At 47.9% G+C, this 17,891-nt stretch carries 17 protein-coding genes and 1 tRNA gene; 5 read left to right on the forward strand and 13 right to left on the reverse strand.

Annotated elements, in window-relative coordinates; all coding sequences use genetic code 11:
* Window positions 1–34: 34 nt before the first annotated feature.
* The 3 genes from phnC to phnE (OIR97_RS16845) are packed head-to-tail and all read left to right on the forward strand — an operon-like array spanning window position 35 to window position 2,453.
* Entirely contained in the window at window positions 35–838 is an 804-nt protein-coding gene (gene phnC / locus OIR97_RS16835; RefSeq protein WP_169543375.1) for a phosphonate ABC transporter ATP-binding protein, read from the forward strand.
* On the forward strand, window positions 835–1,629 hold the full coding sequence (phnE, locus tag OIR97_RS16840; protein ID WP_169543376.1) for a phosphonate ABC transporter, permease protein PhnE: 795 nt from the start codon (window positions 835–837) through the stop codon (window positions 1,627–1,629). Before phnC ends, phnE (OIR97_RS16840) begins: the two co-directional genes overlap by 4 nt.
* Window positions 1,626–2,453 (forward strand): phosphonate ABC transporter, permease protein PhnE, encoded by an 828-nt coding sequence (gene phnE / locus OIR97_RS16845; protein WP_169543377.1) that lies wholly within the window; start codon window positions 1,626–1,628, stop codon window positions 2,451–2,453. The genes phnE (OIR97_RS16840) and phnE (OIR97_RS16845) overlap by 4 nt, the downstream gene beginning before the upstream one ends.
* 83 nt (window positions 2,454–2,536) lie before the next feature.
* On the opposite strand, the gene OIR97_RS16850 is transcribed toward phnE (OIR97_RS16845), so the two are convergent.
* The 9 genes from OIR97_RS16850 to OIR97_RS16880 all read right to left on the reverse strand — a co-directional run bounded on the left by OIR97_RS16850 (window position 2,537) and on the right by OIR97_RS16880 (window position 11,120).
* Window positions 2,537–3,952: a cryptochrome/photolyase family protein gene (locus OIR97_RS16850; protein WP_169543378.1), complete on the reverse strand. Its 1,416-nt coding sequence runs from the start codon at window positions 3,950–3,952 to the stop codon at window positions 2,537–2,539.
* A gap of 228 nt (window positions 3,953–4,180) precedes the next feature.
* On the reverse strand, window positions 4,181–4,444 hold the full coding sequence (locus OIR97_RS16855) for a hypothetical protein (protein ID WP_169543379.1): 264 nt from the start codon (window positions 4,442–4,444) through the stop codon (window positions 4,181–4,183).
* A 1,995-nt stretch (window positions 4,445–6,439) separates the two neighbouring features.
* Window positions 6,440–6,904 (reverse strand): hypothetical protein, encoded by a 465-nt coding sequence (locus tag OIR97_RS16860; RefSeq protein WP_267177739.1) that lies wholly within the window; start codon window positions 6,902–6,904, stop codon window positions 6,440–6,442.
* A gap of 360 nt (window positions 6,905–7,264) precedes the next feature.
* Window positions 7,265–7,729, reverse strand: coding sequence for a helix-turn-helix domain-containing protein (locus tag OIR97_RS16865; RefSeq protein ID WP_169543381.1), 465 nt, complete (start codon window positions 7,727–7,729; stop codon window positions 7,265–7,267).
* Entirely contained in the window at window positions 7,710–8,012 is a 303-nt protein-coding gene (locus OIR97_RS18830; RefSeq protein WP_343052738.1) for a winged helix domain-containing protein, read from the reverse strand. The genes OIR97_RS16865 and OIR97_RS18830 overlap by 20 nt, the downstream gene beginning before the upstream one ends.
* Window positions 8,013–8,259: 247 nt before the next feature.
* The gene (locus OIR97_RS18835) at window positions 8,260–8,469 is read right to left on the reverse strand and encodes a helix-turn-helix domain-containing protein (protein WP_181017837.1); all 210 of its coding nucleotides are present in this window, start codon (window positions 8,467–8,469) and stop codon (window positions 8,260–8,262) included.
* Between the two features lie 126 nt (window positions 8,470–8,595).
* Window positions 8,596–9,618, reverse strand: coding sequence for a hypothetical protein (locus OIR97_RS16870; protein WP_169543382.1), 1,023 nt, complete (start codon window positions 9,616–9,618; stop codon window positions 8,596–8,598).
* Window positions 9,619–9,648: 30 nt separating this feature from the next.
* Entirely contained in the window at window positions 9,649–10,884 is a 1,236-nt protein-coding gene (locus OIR97_RS16875; RefSeq protein ID WP_169543383.1) for a tyrosine-type recombinase/integrase, read from the reverse strand.
* Window positions 10,885–11,029: 145 nt separating this feature from the next.
* Window positions 11,030–11,120: transfer RNA gene (locus OIR97_RS16880), tRNA-Ser, on the reverse strand.
* A gap of 183 nt (window positions 11,121–11,303) precedes the next feature.
* On the opposite strand from OIR97_RS16880, the gene OIR97_RS16885 reads away from it, so the two are divergent.
* Window positions 11,304–11,624, forward strand: a complete 321-nt coding sequence (locus tag OIR97_RS16885; RefSeq protein WP_169543384.1) for a hypothetical protein — start codon at window positions 11,304–11,306, stop codon at window positions 11,622–11,624.
* 2 nt (window positions 11,625–11,626) lie between these two features.
* Window positions 11,627–11,995 (forward strand): GFA family protein, encoded by a 369-nt coding sequence (locus OIR97_RS16890; protein ID WP_169543385.1) that lies wholly within the window; start codon window positions 11,627–11,629, stop codon window positions 11,993–11,995.
* On the opposite strand, the gene lepA is transcribed toward OIR97_RS16890, so the two are convergent.
* From lepA to pheS, 4 genes are all read right to left on the reverse strand, one after another.
* Window positions 11,992–13,794, reverse strand: a complete 1,803-nt coding sequence (gene lepA / locus OIR97_RS16895; RefSeq protein WP_169543386.1) for a translation elongation factor 4 — start codon at window positions 13,792–13,794, stop codon at window positions 11,992–11,994. The genes OIR97_RS16890 and lepA overlap by 4 nt on opposite strands.
* Before the next feature lie 62 nt (window positions 13,795–13,856).
* Window positions 13,857–14,306, reverse strand: coding sequence for a PaaI family thioesterase (locus tag OIR97_RS16900; RefSeq protein WP_169543387.1), 450 nt, complete (start codon window positions 14,304–14,306; stop codon window positions 13,857–13,859).
* Between the two features lie 64 nt (window positions 14,307–14,370).
* Entirely contained in the window at window positions 14,371–16,776 is a 2,406-nt protein-coding gene (gene pheT, locus OIR97_RS16905) for a phenylalanine--tRNA ligase subunit beta (protein ID WP_169543388.1), read from the reverse strand.
* Entirely contained in the window at window positions 16,773–17,849 is a 1,077-nt protein-coding gene (gene pheS, locus OIR97_RS16910) for a phenylalanine--tRNA ligase subunit alpha (RefSeq protein ID WP_169543389.1), read from the reverse strand. Before pheS ends, pheT begins: the two co-directional genes overlap by 4 nt.
* Between the last annotated feature and the right edge of the window lie 42 nt (window positions 17,850–17,891).

A 17,891-nucleotide genomic window follows, 5' to 3' on the forward strand; every position in this document is an offset into this window, starting at 1 on the left:
TCGAAGAACGTCTGATGGATAGGATAGTAAGATTATGGCCGAACCCGCAAGCCACACCCATGAGTCCCCGACGGCGGTGTCCGACCGCCAACTTGTCATCAAAGAACTGACCAAAGAATACAAACCCGGTTCGCCCGTATTGAAGGGCATCTCCCTCACATTGGATGCGAACGGGATTACCGCCATTATTGGGCCCAGCGGAACGGGTAAAAGTACTTTAATCCGCTGCATCAATCGCCTGATTGACCCCTCTTCCGGAGAAATCCTGTTTCAGGGCAAAGATCTTGCCAAATTGCGCGGCTCAAGCCTCAGGCAGGCGCGCTGCAATATCGGGATGGTTTTTCAGGAATATAATCTTGTGGAACGCCTGAGTGTCATGGAAAATGTCCTTAGTGGGCGTTTGGGATATGTCTCTGCTTGGCGCGCCTGGCTGCGTAAGTTTTCTGCGGCCGATGTCCAAACAGCTTTTGATCTTCTCGATCAGGTCGGGATGTCTGATTTTGCCGACCAGCGCGCAGATGCTCTTTCGGGAGGCCAAAGGCAGCGCGTCTCGATTGCCCGCGCGCTGATGCAATCACCTGCGATTATTCTGGCGGATGAGCCAACCTCCTCTCTTGATCCGAAGACATCTGTCGAAATTCTCGAACTTATGACCGAGCAGGCGCGGAACCGCGAGATCCCTGTTATCATTAACATTCATGATGTTTCCCTCGCCAAACGGTTCGCCGATCGAATTGTCGGGATGTCAAATGGGCATGTGGTCTTTGACGGGAAACCTGAAGACCTTCAGGACGAGCATCTAAAAGCCATCTATGGCGGTGAGGATTGGTTGTCATGAGCCAGATATCAACCACAGGAAAACGCAAATATGTCCCAAAGCGGAATTGGCTTGCGACCATAAGCTGGGTCGTTCTTGCGCTTTATGTGATGTATGTTTTCAGCCTGTTTGAACTTAGCGGCGAGCGGTTTGTTGCAGGTCTGGGCAACGGCGCCGATTTTATTGGCCGTATGTTCCCTCCCAATTTTGAGCGGTATAACCTTCTGATCGAAGGGCTGCTGGAAAGTTTACAAATTGGAATTATCGCGACAACTGCGGGTGTCCTGTTTTCGTTGCCGCTTGGTTTTCTGGCGGCCCGAAACCTGATGCCCTCCTGGATTACCTGGATCGCCCGCGGTATTATTGTCGCTTGTCGGTCTTTCCATCCGGTGATTGTCGCAATCCTGTTTGTTAAAGCGGTTGGTTTTGGTGCACTAGCTGGTGTGTTGGCACTGATTGTTGCGTCAATTGGCTTTATCGCAAAACTGTTTGCCGAAGCCATCGAAGAAATTTCACTGAAACAGATTGAAGCCATCCGGGCGACGGGTGCTTCGTTCCCAAACATCATTTTGTTTGGCGTTCTGCCGCAAGTCATGGGCCGCTTTATCGGTTTTGTCTCCTATCAACTGGATTCAAACTTGCGGAATTCGACCATGGTCGGATTGGTCGGCGCAGGCGGCATTGGCGGCACTCTTTTCGCAGCCTTCCAGCGCTTTGATTACGATTTCGTCGCAGCCATTCTAATTTCAATCATCGCCGTTATCATGGCCGGTGAAGGCATCAACAATATTATGAGGAAACTGTATCGATGACAGACACAACGACTGTTTCCCAAAAGGGCAACCTTGAAAAGCGTCAATGGACCCGCTTCACACCCTTCGAACGGACCGCCCGCTTTCTGTTTTATATCCTTGTCGTCTCGGCCATTGTCCTCTCTTTGCGGACAATCGAAATCATCCCGGAATTCCTGTATGATGCACCGGAACAAATTGCGGATATGTTTAATCGGATGTGGCCGCCAGATCAGAGTTACTATCCGGACACCATCCATGCTGCATTGATGGAAACGCTTCATATCGCGACGCTCGGCACTCTTTTTGCTGTCCTCTTTGCGATCCCAGTGGGCGTGATGGTGGCCGAAAATGTCACCCCGTATAAACCGCTGAACTGGCTGGCCCGATTTATTCTCGTGTCCTCGCGCAGTATTAACTCATTGGTCTGGGCGTTGTTATTTGTTGCGATTTTCGGCCCCGGCCCGCTAGCGGGTGCGTTGGCCATTGCCTTTCGTTCCATTGGCTTTATCGGAAAACTGTTCGGTGAAGCGCTGGAAGAAAGCAACAGAGGCCCGATTGAGGCGCTTCAGGCAACGGGCGCGTCGAAACTCAGCATCATGTTCATGGGCTACTGGCCGCAGGTTCTGCCAACCTTCTGGTCTATTCTGCTGTTCCGCTGGGACATCAATATCCGGGAATCTGCGGTTCTTGGGCTTGTTGGTGCGGGCGGTATTGGCGTTGCCTTAAGTACAGCCCTGGAACTGTTCTATTGGGACAGGGTTGCCATGGTCCTGATCAGTATGTTGGTCGTGGTCGCCGCCGTAGAACTTCTGGTCACCCAAATTCGGAAACGAATTATCTGATCAGGATCTTAAAATTTTTTTTAAAGGGCGGTGTCCCGACTTCGTCTGCGGCCCGCCCTTTACTTGGACCTTTCCCACCCGTATCACCCCTTTATTGTCTGATAGGCTTCCAAAGCCCTGTTTCTTGATTTCTTCAGGTCAACAATAGGCGCCGGATAGGTTTGTCCAAGAACCACATCTGCGTCCGCCAACGCCTCCTTAGGCGCGTCCCAAGGGCTAAACAGGTATTTATTCTGAAGATCCGCGAGTTCCGGCACATAGCGGCGAATATAATCCCCATTCTCGTCAAATTTCTGGGCCTGCATGACCGGATTAAAGATCCGAAAATATGGTGCCGCATCAGCGCCACAGCCGGCAATCCATTGCCAGCCCGCACTATTATTGGCCAAATCAGCATCCACCAGACAATCCCAGAACCAACGCTCTCCTTCCCGCCAATCCACCAACAGGTTTTTCACCAGAAAAGAGCCGACCACCATTCGAACACGATTATGCATATACCCGGTCTGCCACAACTCCCGCAGCCCCGCATCCACCAGCGGTATACCGGTTTGGCCTTTTTTCCACGCCTCCAACCCGTCAGGGTTCTTGTCCCAGGGGAAAGCGTCAAATTTCGATTGAAGGTTTTTGCGCGGCAGTTCCTTATTATAATAAAGCAGACTATAGGAAAATTCCCGCCACCCTAGCTCACGACAGAAATGATCGACTTGATCGCTTTCTTCCAGCGCCCGCGCCGCATACCAGGCCTGATTGGGTGACAGCTCGCCGAAATGCAAATGGGGCGAAATTCGCGACACGTAAGGCAGCGAAGGATGATCACGGCCTTTTTTATAATGCATCACACCATTATCCAGAAAATCAGCCAGCCGGACCTGTGCCGCTTTTTCGCCAATGGACCAGTCAGAAAGCATTGCCTGATCCCATTTAACATCCGGCAGCAAAGACAGCGCATCAAGGGTGCATCCTTTGTCCTTCGGGACACCATAATTGGCGTTTTCCGGGGCTTCAAGAGGTCGCCTCGGGGGCTCAGTCGCCAAACAGCCTTTCGTGTAGAAGGGTGTAAAAACCCGATAGGGCGTGCCGTCTTTCTTTGAAATCGTCCAAGGTTCCCACAACAATGATCCGTTAAAACTGCTCACAGTAATCCCGCCCTGTGTCAGTATCTCCTTCAGGGCCCCATCTCTGGATATCTGCCAAGGTTCATAACAGCGGTTCCAGAAAACTGCCTCAACGCCGTTCTGTTCACAAAGCGCCGGCAATATAGAGAGGGGATCTCCTTTGTAAAAAGAAAGATGACCATCAAACTGTTCCTTTAGTACGGCCAGCGACCGGTGCAACCAAGCCCGGCTGGCCGCGCCCAATGCGCATTCTCCGGCATTTTCATCATCCAGAATATACACCGGCAGCACGCGCCCTTGCTGAACCGCATGATGGAGCGCCGGATTATCAGACACCCTTAAATCCTGACGGAGCCAATAAATAACGGGAGAAGAAGACATAAAGGCAAAACTTCCTGTTTACTAATCTGACAGATTTAAATGTATTTAAGTGTACGCTGCAAACTGACAATCGGATCAAACCATAATCAAATCAAGAACCTGCCGATACGATACGCACAACCCGCCCTTCTCCCTGCACAGCCTGTAACCCCAATGATTTTTTTTACGATTGGAATGGTACATTTCCTGCCAATAAAGACTGGTTTGTCCGCATTGAACAAACAAAATCTACAGTATTCCCACAGGATCGGACAGCGTCACAAAAACGCTCAACAACAACCAACCCACACAGAAAATCCACAATTCCATGAAATTACTGAGAATTTTCAGTAACGAACAGGCGCCTGCCAATAACTTGCGTAACACCTTATGCGACATGACCAACAAACTAATGAATAGCCCGATGTTTTGCAGACACCCTGCGGGTTCAGCCTGTACTGTTTTTCGGCATCTTAAATCACCATGCACGGTGTGCCGTTGCAGGGGAAACATGACATAGACCCTCAACAATTCGGCCTTTATTCAGCAAACTAAGTGAAACACTCAGTTTGACAGACCCGCCCGGACAGGGTGCACTGCAAATCCTTTTCATCTTTTCAGAGTCATTAAAAAATGGTCGAAAAAAACGGTATCAGTAAGATGGCCTGTGAGTGTCCTTAATTTGAAAAGCGTTTATGGGAAGGTCTCCTTGGGAGTCCGCGGTTTTATGATGATTTAATTTCATCGATAATAACGCCACTGATGGATTCACGTATGAACGCGGAAACATCCCTCAGTCATACAAGGAAAATTCGGTCACTCTCTTGATATCTATTGAAGTTCCCTCAAGTGTATATTTCAATACTCAAATATCCGCTCGAATACAGAGTGCTTTACCTGTTGGTCATTTACCATACGCAACTTAAATATTAACTGATATTAAGCGTCGCGCTGATAAAAATTCCGTCGATCATTGTAATATCTCCGTTCGCCATTGGTTTCAGCATGCCTGATACAAGCACTTGAACAGATAATCCCAAACTGTTCCTGAAGAGCTAATCCGCCTGGCCGTAAAAAGTAGAAACGCATGCCCAAAGGCTCTGGAGGAAATATCAGATTTTATTTCGCCTGAAGTATATTTGGAACCTGTACTTCTATTGAAAAAAAGCGAACCATCTAAGCGGTTCGACTCGATACATTAAAACGGATATAGAAAACAAAATCTGGCAAAAATGAAAAATCAACATATCGCAAACCTCTTGAATAAGATCCAAGACGCGGCTCCGGTGCCTGAAGAAAGCGAAGAGTTTCAAAGGCTCTTATGAAATGTAACTTACCACAAGCCCTGGGACCTAATGTGGGTCTGATCCTCATTTTCTGATTTTCATAAATGGAAATCAAATCGATAAGAAGAAATAATGGCGGAGGGAGGGTCCGCCTGCATTTACTAAATTCCAACAAATTCTGACAATATTTTAACTCTACCCATACTTCTACCCATATTTAAAATCGACGTACAACCTATTCCGCTACTAAGGAAGCGCGTTCAATATCTGTTCCTTTCTACTATAGATAAACGCAGGCCCGCAGCTCAGTTGGTAGAGCAACTGACTTTTAATCATTGGGTCAAGGTTCAAGCCCGAGTGAGGGCACCAAAATAGATTTCCCTCGCGCGTGCGCACGTACTGGTCCGAAAATCAATTAAGCTTTCGGCAATATGTAAGTAACATTGAGTGAGACACTTTTTTAGTGACCCCAAAAACTCCACACACTGGAATTTAAAAACCTAGCATTTAAGAAAACCATAAGTTCAACATCTATAGTTTTCCCTAATTGATTGGGCTTGTTCAACTTCAAGTTTTTTGAAGTTTTATCTTACCTAGATGTGAGGTTTTGTGAGGCTTCATTAACTGAAAGTAGTATTGATTAAAGCTCGCCAAGAATACCTCAGGCTATTTTACCGTTTTCTCACAAATTCGAAGCTCACCATATCCTTTCTTGTACTCACAATTAAGGCCACATTCATAGTCTCCTTTTTGAAGAGAACTAATTTGATTGAGCAAGCTAATTGAATTAACTCTGCATTCGTCTAGTGTCGCGAAGACACCAACAAATTTATGAACCGTTAGATTACTCCGGTCCGGATAAGCGTAACCTTCCCATTTATCATCGTCGCAACCAGTAAGGACAAACAATGAAATTGCAGCCCAAAATATTACATTGTTCATGGTTACTCTCTCTAGAGTTAAAAATATTATTAAACCGATAGTTATCTTGCATGAAAGTTCACAAATCCTTATATTTATTTTTAAGCGCCTTCGGGGGTTACCAGCTTGCTGGTTTCGGTGTAGGGAATTGGACCTGACGTGCCGTTCGTACTCCGAAGCGCTTCCCTATTTCATAACCTTCTGAGTTAAATTTTAAGCTCTAGTTTCCCCTGTGCTGTTCCACTGCATACGAACGTTGCGGCAAGCAAAGTAATTAAAACGTTTGAGTAATTTTTTAGAACTACCAGCCAAAATAGGCAGCCGCTGCCAAGTTACTTCTCTGTGCCGCTCGCTCAGATTTATCTTTCAATTTCCTATAGGTTTTCCAATGCATTCCCTTGGGCTTTGCAGGGAATGGGTCGCCCGTGTAGGTGCTGCCACCCAAACGCTGGCGGATGTCCTGAGCGGTCGTTAAGTGCCGATACATTGGGGTTTCATGCTGGCTTTGATAAGCAAGGTTATAGGCTTTACGACTTGCGAAGATATCACCGTTGGGGGGAGCATATAGTTTTGCAACCCGAGTACCATTGGACGGACATAGAAACCACCAGCGTAAGCCACCGTAATTAGGGCGCGTGGTTGTTAGGTGGACTCGATAATCTATAGGCTTTCCCTTGTGGCTGTAATGCAGTCGCATCCAAGCGGTATCCGGGGTAATCAGGTTTGCTTCATATCCAATGCTGGCGACTTTTTCTCCATCGCTCACCCTGTTCCAAATGAGGGGACCAGAAACATGCTTACCAGGTACAACGAGTTTTTGACGTATCAATTTGCATAGATCGATTGTTAGTCCATCTTCAATAGTCGTTTTTGTATTCCATCTATACCAACTACCAGAACCGCTACCGCCCATTTGTACGCCTTTCTTTATTATCGAAATCAATAGGAAAAATAGTGCCTAGTGCCTTCAAGGGGTTTCTGTTTTATGAGATATGATTTCACCCCCTTATAAAACTCACTTTCGTCTTTCCCCATGGGTATATGGTTATTATATACGTTCCCGAAATAGGACCATGAGGACCCCTCAAAAAGGCCCTCACGGTTCCTGAAACAAGACAGTAGAAAATTAGCGTTCCTTAGATAGGACCGTTAGAGGGTCGAGGTGGCTCATTTCGGGACCTATCTCTGTTTTTCGAAAGCACATTCCTGGCTTCCAATTTCGCCAATCGTTTGTTGCCTGCTTCCCATTGCAGCCTTGATCCGTGATACGCCACAAAGTCGCCTTCCGACCCATCATGTGACCAATCTTCATAAGCTCAATAAATCCTCTCTCTTCCAGCTCATAGAAAGCTGTCTGCACGCTGCTTCTGCCCACGCCAAGGCACTTGGCAGCCTGCCTGTAAGAAAGATGGACCTCGCCATTGTTAAAACCATTAAAACGGCTCCTCAATTCAAGCCACACTTTCACAGATACGGGTTTCAAACTCCTAAAAGCTTCACTCTGAGCCATTGAATAAGGAACCGGAATGAATTGTGGATTAGCATTCCGGCCCTTGGCATTTACCTTGGCTTTACTGCGCCTTCGCGTCATCAAACTCTCGCTCAAGCAACCTGACATTCGACCTAAGGACATAACGTGCATGCCTACCCGGAAACTGGCCTGTATGCGACTCATTAATCGTTTGGATATCTATATGATACTCGTGCCTCAAATTATGCACATAAGCGCTCCAGCGTGGCCCTGGCGTATCAATGGGGCTACATCCCCTCTTACCTGCCTCAATCATAGACTTCAGAGCCCAGGCATTGCGGCCACTAAGCGTGATAATCTGAGACTCACTCAGACACCTTTCAATGGAGAATGTCAATTTCATTTGACACCTCCAAACTTCATTAGCTCTGCGTAAAAAGCGGCTTGTGTAACTGGCAGGCCATGTTGGTGGGCGAGTCGTTTAACCTGCCACCTTTGCCGGGAATCTCGCACCATCGTTGACTTTGGTATTGGTGAATTGAAATTGAATGATAATTGGGGTAGGCTACGCATGTTTTTCGTTCCTAATGAAAAATAAAGTTTCAAGGCCCCCATGCGTTGCAGCGCGTGGGGGTTTCTCCACGAATATCTCAAGAGTTTGCTCCCTTTAATTCAGGAAGGCTCTCGAGCCATTTCTCCAATTCTGATGTGGGAATTAGGGTACGCCGACCTGATTTACGGGCGACAATACGCCCAGCAGCGATTTCCTGATAAAGTTTGGTTCTTCCAATACCAGCCTCGGCACAAAACTCAGATACAGAAAGAACAGTTCGTTTAACTAGATGAGTTGATAGGTTCAAAATGTTTCCTTTCTAAACAATCTCATAACGGACATTTAGAAAGATAAACGAACAGAATGGAGTCAAGTAGTCTCTAAGGTTAAGCAACCTTAGAGAGGTTTGCCGTAAGCGGGAGAAAACTAGGCCCTAAAATTCACCGCCATGCATATTGTGAAGTATAAACTTGTATTGGTACTCAAAAACCATTTTGGAAAAGTAATTTTGATTCATTAGATTCTTCGCATCTAACCAAGATAATTCTGATACGTTTTGGAGTTTATTCACCGATGGTGGGCATCCATGATTCATGTAATACATTGCGTAAAACGATACGGCTTTTTCAATTTTGTTAAAATGCTCAAACTGTCTATTTGCATCTATCACACCCAACAACTCCAAAGCCAAGTATGTTCCAACCAAAATTTCCGAAGGTTGTTCATGCATATACTCAGGCTTACTCGCCGCTTCCATGTAATTCAGCATTCTTAAGGCTTTTCCATTTTTAACGCTTGCTGTCGGGTTGCCAGGAATCGCTGCAATTAGGTCAACTAATTCAATTGGAGGCGCTTCATTATTGTCGCTGCACGTTTTAAGCAGAAATACGCCTAGCCTATGCAACCAACTATTTCCAATTTTAGCTTGAGAAGAACAAGCAGGGTCTCCATGCACAGTTACTATATGCACATATCGCGATGCGACTATCGATAATAAAAAGGTCCAATCACCGGAATAGGGAGATCTGCGTATCAACCATGCCAACGCCCTCAGTTTACAAGCATAGCATGGATTTATCAGAAACTTCGTGATTGCTATCAACGCCTCTAAATCTTGATATATCTTATATTTTTTGCTGTAGAACTCTTCGTCATTCGATTTGATAGTTATAAACTCGGTACAATCAACCATAAGCATACTCAGCTCTTGATAAATGTTACTCAAGGACTCGCCTTTATTATTTGGGCTGCGATTTATCTCAATTTCTAATATTTGCTGAACTGCTTCCGTAGACTCCTTCGAATAACAACTATGCTGCGCTATTGTTCCAATAAATTCCAGAGTAACAAAAACACGCTTGTTTACCGTCTCTTCTAAATCATCTTCACTTGTCCATTCTAAACAGTAGTCCTCCAGCTCGATAATGGCGTGGTACAATTTCTCTTCTTCTTTCAAGGAGTCTATTCCTGATTTGCTTGACATAATCTAACTGGAACCAGCTTCAAACTTAACAATTTCACACTTTCCTGACGCAGAGAGTACAAACAAACTCCAATCCCTCATGAGCCAGACACGCTTCTGAAATAAGTCCCCACGCCTATATGCAGCCTCGACTTGAGAACCTACCGCATGGGCCAATGCCATCTCGGAAACCTCGTTAGGATAATTTGTGCTTTCAGAAACCCAGTCTTTGAAGGTTGACCGGAAGCCATGAACCGTTAAACCTTTCCGCTTCATACGCTTAAGCAGATTTAGAAATGCCATATTAGAGAGATGACCTCTCCCTCCTTGCCCTGGTAAAATGTATTTTGATTGCCTTACTTCTTCCAGATTCTGCAGAACCTCCAGCGCACTCTCAGACAGGGGAACACGGTGTTCTTTTCCACTCTTCATTCTTTCGGCAGGAACAACCCACAAGGCTTTTTCTTTATCAATTTCTGACCATTCGGCTTCAATGACTTCACTTGTTCTCGCGGCTGTTAAAATCAGAAACTGGAGACCCAGAGAGGCAATCCCATCTTGCTCCTTCAACTCTATCATGAGTTCTGCTATTTCAGAATATGGAAGGGCTTGATGATGCTTTACTTTCTGCACTCTGTTTCTTGCAGGCAGGAGGGTTTTCAGATTTCCTTTCCAGCGCGCTGGATTCTCGCCCTCCCTATATTTCCGAACGGAGGCCCAATCAAGTATGGATTCTATACGACCCCTAACACGACTAGCTGTCTCGGGTTTGCTAGTCCAAATGGGTTCTAATATTTTCAGGATAAGCCCAATATCAACATCCGCAACAGACAACACCCCAATATGGGGATACACATAGGTGTCAAGCGTATTCGTCCACTGCTGAGCATGCTTAACACTTTTCCAAGAGATGCTATGGCTAGAAATGTATTTCTCAGCACACTCCTTGAATGTAACTGTTTTGAGGGTTTCCGCATTAAGAGCCAGCTTATCTGCCTTCCTCTTTTCTATAGGGTCTACCCCTTCTCTCACTAGGTCACGAGATTTATGAGCCTCGTCCCTTGCCCTAGCTAGGGAAATGTCTGGATATGGCCCTAACCCCATGTCTCTTTTCCGCTTATTCAAGGTGAAGCGAAATATCCAGGACTTAGTATTATAGCTACTAACCTGTAGATAAAGCCCCCCTCCATCAGAATAGAGTCCTTTTTTGTTCTCCGATTTAATGCCTATTGCATTCAGTTTATGAAGTTGTCTCGCCACCTACCCATCCTCCTACCCATACTTTAAAGAAGGATGTAAGCACACATTAGAAATTATCAATGAACAGAAGCGAATTAAAGGCCTTTTATAAACTGCTCTTTAGTGGATGCTGGTGAAAGTAGTTGGATGTAGAAAATCAGGATAATGGCGGAGGGAGGGGGATTCGAACCCCCGATACGGTGTTGCCGTATACACACTTTCCAGGCGTGCGCCTTCAGCCACTCGGCCACCCCTCCGCAGGGTCCCATAAAGGTTTGGGACCGGGGGAATATACCCAACAAAACGAAGAAAGCAAGCCCGCATCACAGCTTTTAAGGAAAATCATTGTGTGGCGACGGGGTTTGGCGTTAGTCTGCTGCCTTGAACAGGGGGTTAGGCTGACCTTCAGCCTGTAATCAATAAGTGTATTGGGGTTTATTGTGATAGTTGGACGCGTTATCGCCTGGATCTTGGTGATCATTGGCTTGTTGCTTGGCGGAGGAGAATTGGTTTCTTCATTGCAGGCTGGCGAATGGGCGCCGCAACTATTAGGCCAGCTTTGGTTTGAGTTTGATTCTGAAAGTCTTAACCTGACACAGGCCATTGTTCAGCGATACCTGCACCCGTTCTTATGGGATCCGATCATCATTACCCTGCTTTTATGGCCGGCCTGGATCGTCTTCTTTGTCCCGGGTATCCTCTTATTGATCCTGTTCAGAAAACGGGAAAACCCCTACGCTCCCAAACGATTTCTGGACTAATTATGAGCCTGAGCGGAAGTTGCCATTGCGGCACTGTCAAATTTCATCTTGAAGCCTTGCCAAACTGGCTGACCGCCTGCAATTGTTCGATCTGTCGGCGGCTTGGTGCATTGTGGATCCATTCAGAATATCAGCAGATTACCCTTGAATGCCAGCCCTCAGACACACTGGGATACAGCTTCGGGCCCAGAAACCGGGCCTTTCATTCCTGTATTTTATGTGGATGCACCACCCACTGGGAAGGCCTGACGGAAGAGACCGAAACCAGGATTGCGGTAAACGGCCTGTTACTTCCATCCGCAGTGATCGAACCCTTGAAAATCCGGCGTTTTGACGGCGCGGAAACCTGCCAGTATCTGGATGAGGCTTAGTCGTCGCCCATTTTAAGGGCTGCGAGGAAAGCTTCTTGCGGAATGTCAACATTTCCGACTGACCGCATCCGCTTCTTACCCTTTTTCTGTTTTTCCAGAAGTTTCTTCTTACGGGTTATATCGCCCCCGTAACATTTCGCGGTCACATCTTTGCGCATGGCGCTAATGGTTTCACGAGCAATCACCTTACCCCCAATCGCCGCCTGAAGCGCAATCTTGAACAATTGGCGCGGGATCAGGGTTTTAAGGCGCTCACACAGATGACGGCCACGGGCTTCAGACTGGGATCTGTGAACCAGCATGGCCAACGCGTCAACCGGCTCCGCATTCACAAGAATACTGAGCTTCACAAGATCACTTTCTTCATAAGCATACATTTCGTAATCGAAACTGGCATAGCCGCGACTGACGGATTTCAAACGGTCATAGAAATCGAAAACCACTTCGTTCAGGGGCAACTTGTAAACAACCATGGCCCGATTTCCAGAATAAGTAAGGTCCAGCTGAACGCCGCGTTTTTCTTCACACAGTTTCAGAACCTGCCCGAGATATTCATCAGGCACCATGATCGTCGCCTTGATCCAGGGCTCCTCGATACGGTCTACCTGCATGATGTCCGGCATATCTGCCGGGTTATGCAGGGCCATCATCTCGCCGTTCCTCATATACAGATGATAGACAACCGACGGAGCCGTGGTAATCAGATCCAGATCAAATTCCCGTTCAAGACGTTCCTGAATGATTTCAAGATGCAACAACCCCAGAAAACCACAGCGAAAACCAAACCCGAGAGCCGCAGATGTTTCTGCTTCAAACGAGAAGCTGGCATCGTTCAGGCGCAACTTTCCAAGGCTTGCTTTCAATTCAGTAAATTCGGCTGAGTCAACCGGGAAAAGGCCGCAGAACACAACCGGTTGATTTGGCTTAAATCCGGGAAGCGGTTCACTTGCGGGCTTTTTCTCGTCCGTAATGGTATCACCGACTTTTGTATCCGCAACTTCCTTGATCGCCGCTGTCATGAAACCAATTTCGCCCGGCCCCAACTCATCGACAACAAGCCCTTTTGGTGTAAAAACACCCACCCGGTCCACAAGATAGGAGGCTCCGGTTTCCATCATCCGGATTTTCTGACCTTTACGAATGGTCCCTTCGCGCACCCGGAACAAAACCACGACCCCCAGATAGGCGTCATACCAGCTATCAATCAACAAAGCCTGCAAAGGTTTGTGTCGGTCACCGGTCGGCGCCGGCATCTGTTTGACAACAGCTTCCAGAACCTCGGCGATCCCCAATCCTGTTTTCGCGGACACCGCAATTGCCCCGCTTGCATCAATCCCGATCACTTCTTCGATTTGCTCGGAAACACGGTTGATATCTGCCGCGGGCAAATCGACTTTGTTCAGAACCGGAACAATTTCATGATTGACTTCAATGGCCTGATAGACATTTGCCAGAGTTTGCGCCTCGACACCCTGGCTAGCATCAACGACCAGCAAAGACCCTTCACAGGCCGACAAAGAGCGGTTCACCTCATAGGCAAAATCCACGTGACCCGGTGTATCAATGAGATTAAGCGTGTAAGTCTCGCCGTCCTCAGCCTTGTAGAGAAGGCGAACAGTCTGGGACTTGATCGTAATTCCCCGTTCTCGCTCGATATCCATGCTATCGAGAACCTGCTGCTGCATTTCCCGTTTGTCTAATCCCCCGCAATCCTGAATAAGGCGGTCAGCGAGTGTCGACTTGCCGTGATCGATATGGGCAATGATCGAGAAATTTCTGATTTTGTTAAGATCTGTCATCTTTGTACTTTATCCGAAGCAGGAACAGGGCTGATACGCCTAATCCGGTCCTTATACTATGCCTAGCCGCGCGATGGCAGGACAATATCTTTAAATTGCCCATTATCACCCGGAATTTTCATAATTCCTGTGCCACTGAAAACATTTTCGCCATCCGCGGTCAGAATACAGGTTGCAAAAATCGTTTTTCGCGTCTGTTTAATAACCGTTGTACGCCCCTCAAGCCAGGCACCGTTAGGGGCTGGAGAAACAAAATCGCAACTCATGTGAACAGTTGGCAGGAATTTACCAATTTTATTGGCCACCTGCGAGCCGATCCCCAATTGCATATCTGCAAATGTCATCAGCATGCCGCCGTGACAGATATTGGCTATGTTGCAATGTTTATCCTGGATGCGCAGACCACAATAGGCCTGCCCCCCTTCATATTTTACATAAAGGGGGCCGGTTGTTTCCACAAACCCGACAATCCCATTAAACAGCTCAAATCCTTCGGGAACAGAAGTTTCCATTTATCGTCTCTCCTGACAAAGTTGAAGGGGCGCATTGCGCCCCTTTCCTTGTTTCTTGTTTGTCCTAGCGACGGAGAATGCCGCCACTCGTTTTTTCAACATTCTGAACGACCTTCTGCGAGACCGCTTCAATCAGTTCGTCGGTCAATGTTCCGTCCATTGGTTCAAGACGAATGGAAAGAGCCACTGACTTCTTACCTTCCGCAACTTTATCACCTTCGTAAATGTCAAAGATCGTTGCCTCGGCAATAAGTTTCTTATCTGCGCCCTTGGCCGCCTTCAAAACTTTATCGGCAGAAACGCCTACATCCATCAAGAATGCAAAATCCCGGTCAACCGCCTGATAGTCAGACACTTTAAGCGGCTCTTTCGCTGTTTTCGCAACCCCTTTTGGCTTAGGAATAGCATCGAGATACAATTCAAAACCAACCACAGGACCTTTCACCTTCATGGCTTCCAGCACGGCTGGGTGAAGTTCACCAAAAACAGCCAGTCGGTTCTTGGGCCCTAATTGAAGAACCCCGGAACGACCAGGGTGATACCATTCAGGCGCACCCGTCACCACTTGGGCCGTCGCAGCCGGACCACCAACAGCATCTAACAGAGCAAGAACATCTGCTTTGGCATCGAACACGTCATAATCCCGGCCATTTCCGGCCCAGTGACGTTCACTGGTGCCACCAACCCGAATACCGCCGGCTACAGTCTGTTGTCCATCAGGCTTATCCGAATGATATTCGCCCGCTACTTCAAACAAGCTGATATTCGTAAAGCCACGGGACTGATTCCGTCCAGCCGCAGCAATCAGATTGGGCAGCAGGGACGGCCGCATGGCATCCAGATCAGAACTGATCGGGTTATCCAGAACAATGCTGTCATCAACGCCGCCAAACAGGTCCGCATGAGCCCTCGGCAGGAAGGAATAAGTGACCGCTTCGATCATGCCCCGGCTGGCCAATGCCCGGCGGGCAGTGCGCACACGCCGCTGAGTAAAGCTAAGAGACGGCGTTGCAACAGCGGTTGCCCGTGGCAAGGGCACCGTTGGGATGGCATCATAGCCATGCATTCGCATGACCTCTTCCACCAGATCCGCTTCACCATCAATATCCATCCGCCAAGACGGTACATCTGTCTCGATGGTCTCGCCGTTATCAACAGGCTTGAAACCCAAACGGTCAAGAATGATCATCATCTCGTCAGAGGGAACATCCACGCCGCCCAACTGCAAAACCCGTGCTTTGCGAAGTGATACTTTCTTCTGCCAGTCCGGACCAGCACCATCAGAAACAACATGACTTGGTTCGCCGCCGCAAAGATCGATGACCAGACGGGTCGCAATCTCCATGCCGCTTTCAACAAAATCCGGATCGACGCCCCGTTCAAAACGATACCGCGCATCAGATTCGATGCCCAGTTTGCGGCCTGTCGTTGCAACACAAATTGGATCAAAAAGCGCTGCTTCGATAAAGACATTGGTTGTCTCTTCTGTGCAGCCGCTTAATTCGCCGCCCATGATACCGCCAATACCTTGCGGGGCCGCATCATCGGCAATAACGCAATCTTCGCTGCCCAATGTGTATTCTTCACCGTCCAGTGCAAGCAGGGTTTCCCCGTCCTTGGCCAACCGCGGTTGAATATTTCCGGTCAATTTGTCTGCATCGAAAACGTGAAGCGGACGGCCCAGATCAAAGGTCACAAAGTTTGTGATATCCACCAAGGCAGAAATAGGCCGCAGTCCAATGGACATCAAACGGTCCTGCATCCATTTAGGACTTGGACCGTTCTTAACACCTTTCACATACCGACCCAGAAATTTAGAGCATGGCAGCGGGCTTTCATCATTGAATTTCAACTCAACCTTGATGGGGCTGTCGAAATGCCCCGGAACCGCTGATACATCCAGATTTTTAAGCGTTCCGAAACCGGAGGCTGCCAGATCCCGGGCAATACCGTACACACCCAAGGCATCCTGATGGTTTGGTGTGATCGCAATTTCGATCACAGGATCATCAAGACCCGCCAAAACCGCATATTGGACGCCGATCTCTGTTTCCGCAGGCATTTCAATAATGCCATTATGTTCGTCAGAAACACCCATTTCACGCTCTGATACGAGCATGCCGTTGCTTTCAACACCGCGAATTTTTGACGGCTTCAACAGCAAATCAGTACCGGGGACATAAACACCGGAAGGCGCGAAAACCCCTTTCATTCCTGATTTGGCGTTAGGGGCACCACAAACAACCTGGACCACTTCGCTGCCGGTATCCACCTGACAAACCCGCAAACGATCTGCATCGGGATGCTGTTCAGCCTTGATCACGTGACAGACCCGGAAGGCTTCCAGTTCTTTGGCGCGATCTGTAATTTCTTCGACTTCCAACCCGATAGCGGTCAGTTTTTCTGACAATGCCTCGAGCGTTGCATCAAAATCCAGATGTTCTCTTAACCACGAAACAGTGAATTTCATCGGGACAACCCTCCCCCTAGTGTTGGGACATCCAGCGGAACAAATCCGTAATGTTTTAACCAGCGTAAATCTGAATCAAAGAAAGCCCGCAAATCTGGGATGCCATATTTCAGCATGGCAATCCGGTCGATTCCCATGCCCCAGGCGAAGCCCTGATACTCGGATGAATCCAGCCCGCAATGTTCCAGAACCTTAGGATTGACCATGCCGCAGCCCAGAATCTCCATCCAGTCATCGCCTTCCCCGATCTTGATATGATCACCGGCAAAAGTGCACCGAATGTCCATTTCTGCAGAAGGTTCAGTGAACGGGAAATAAGACGGGCGGAACCGCATTTCCACATCATCGACCTCAAAAAAGGCTCGACAGAATTCTTTCAAAACACCTTTCAAGTGCCCCATATGGCTTGTTTTATCAATCACCAAGCCTTCGATCTGATTAAACATTGGCGTATGGGTCTGATCTGAATCGCTGCGATAGGTACGACCCGGCACTACAATACGATGCGGCGGCTCGACAGTTTCCATTGTTCTGATCTGAACAGAAGATGTGTGGGTCCGCAAAAGCTGACGGCTACCATCTTCCTTCTCAGGCAGGTAAAACGTGTCGTGCATCTGACGGGCAGGATGTTCTGGCGGGATATTCAGGGCGGTGAAGTTATGGAAATCGTCTTCGATGTCCGGGCCTTCCGCAATGGTGAACCCCATATCCGCGAAAATTTCTGTAATTTCATCCGTCACCTGACTGATCGGATGAATGCGGCCCTGTGTTTCATGACGAACAGGCAGTGTCACATCGACACTTTCTGTTGCAAGCCGTGCTTCCATAGCAGCCCTGTTCAAGCCTTCTTTGGCCTGATCAATTGCGTCCAGCAGCGTTTGCTTCATCTTGTTCAGTTTCGGTGCGACAACCTGGCGTTCCTCTGGTGCCATTTGGCCCAGTCCGCGCATCATCAAGCTGACCTCACCCTTTTTTCCAAGGGCTGCAATCCGAATGGCTTCCAGCGCATCCAGATCCTGTGCGGCGCTGATTTTTGTCAGTAACTCGCTTTCAAGCGTTTCAATATCCTGCATAATCACTCGCAATAAAAAAAAGGGGACCCGAAATAAACCGGG

It is taken from the genome of Sneathiella aquimaris, from assembly GCF_026409565.1.
Classification (GTDB): domain Bacteria; phylum Pseudomonadota; class Alphaproteobacteria; order Sneathiellales; family Sneathiellaceae; genus Sneathiella; species Sneathiella aquimaris.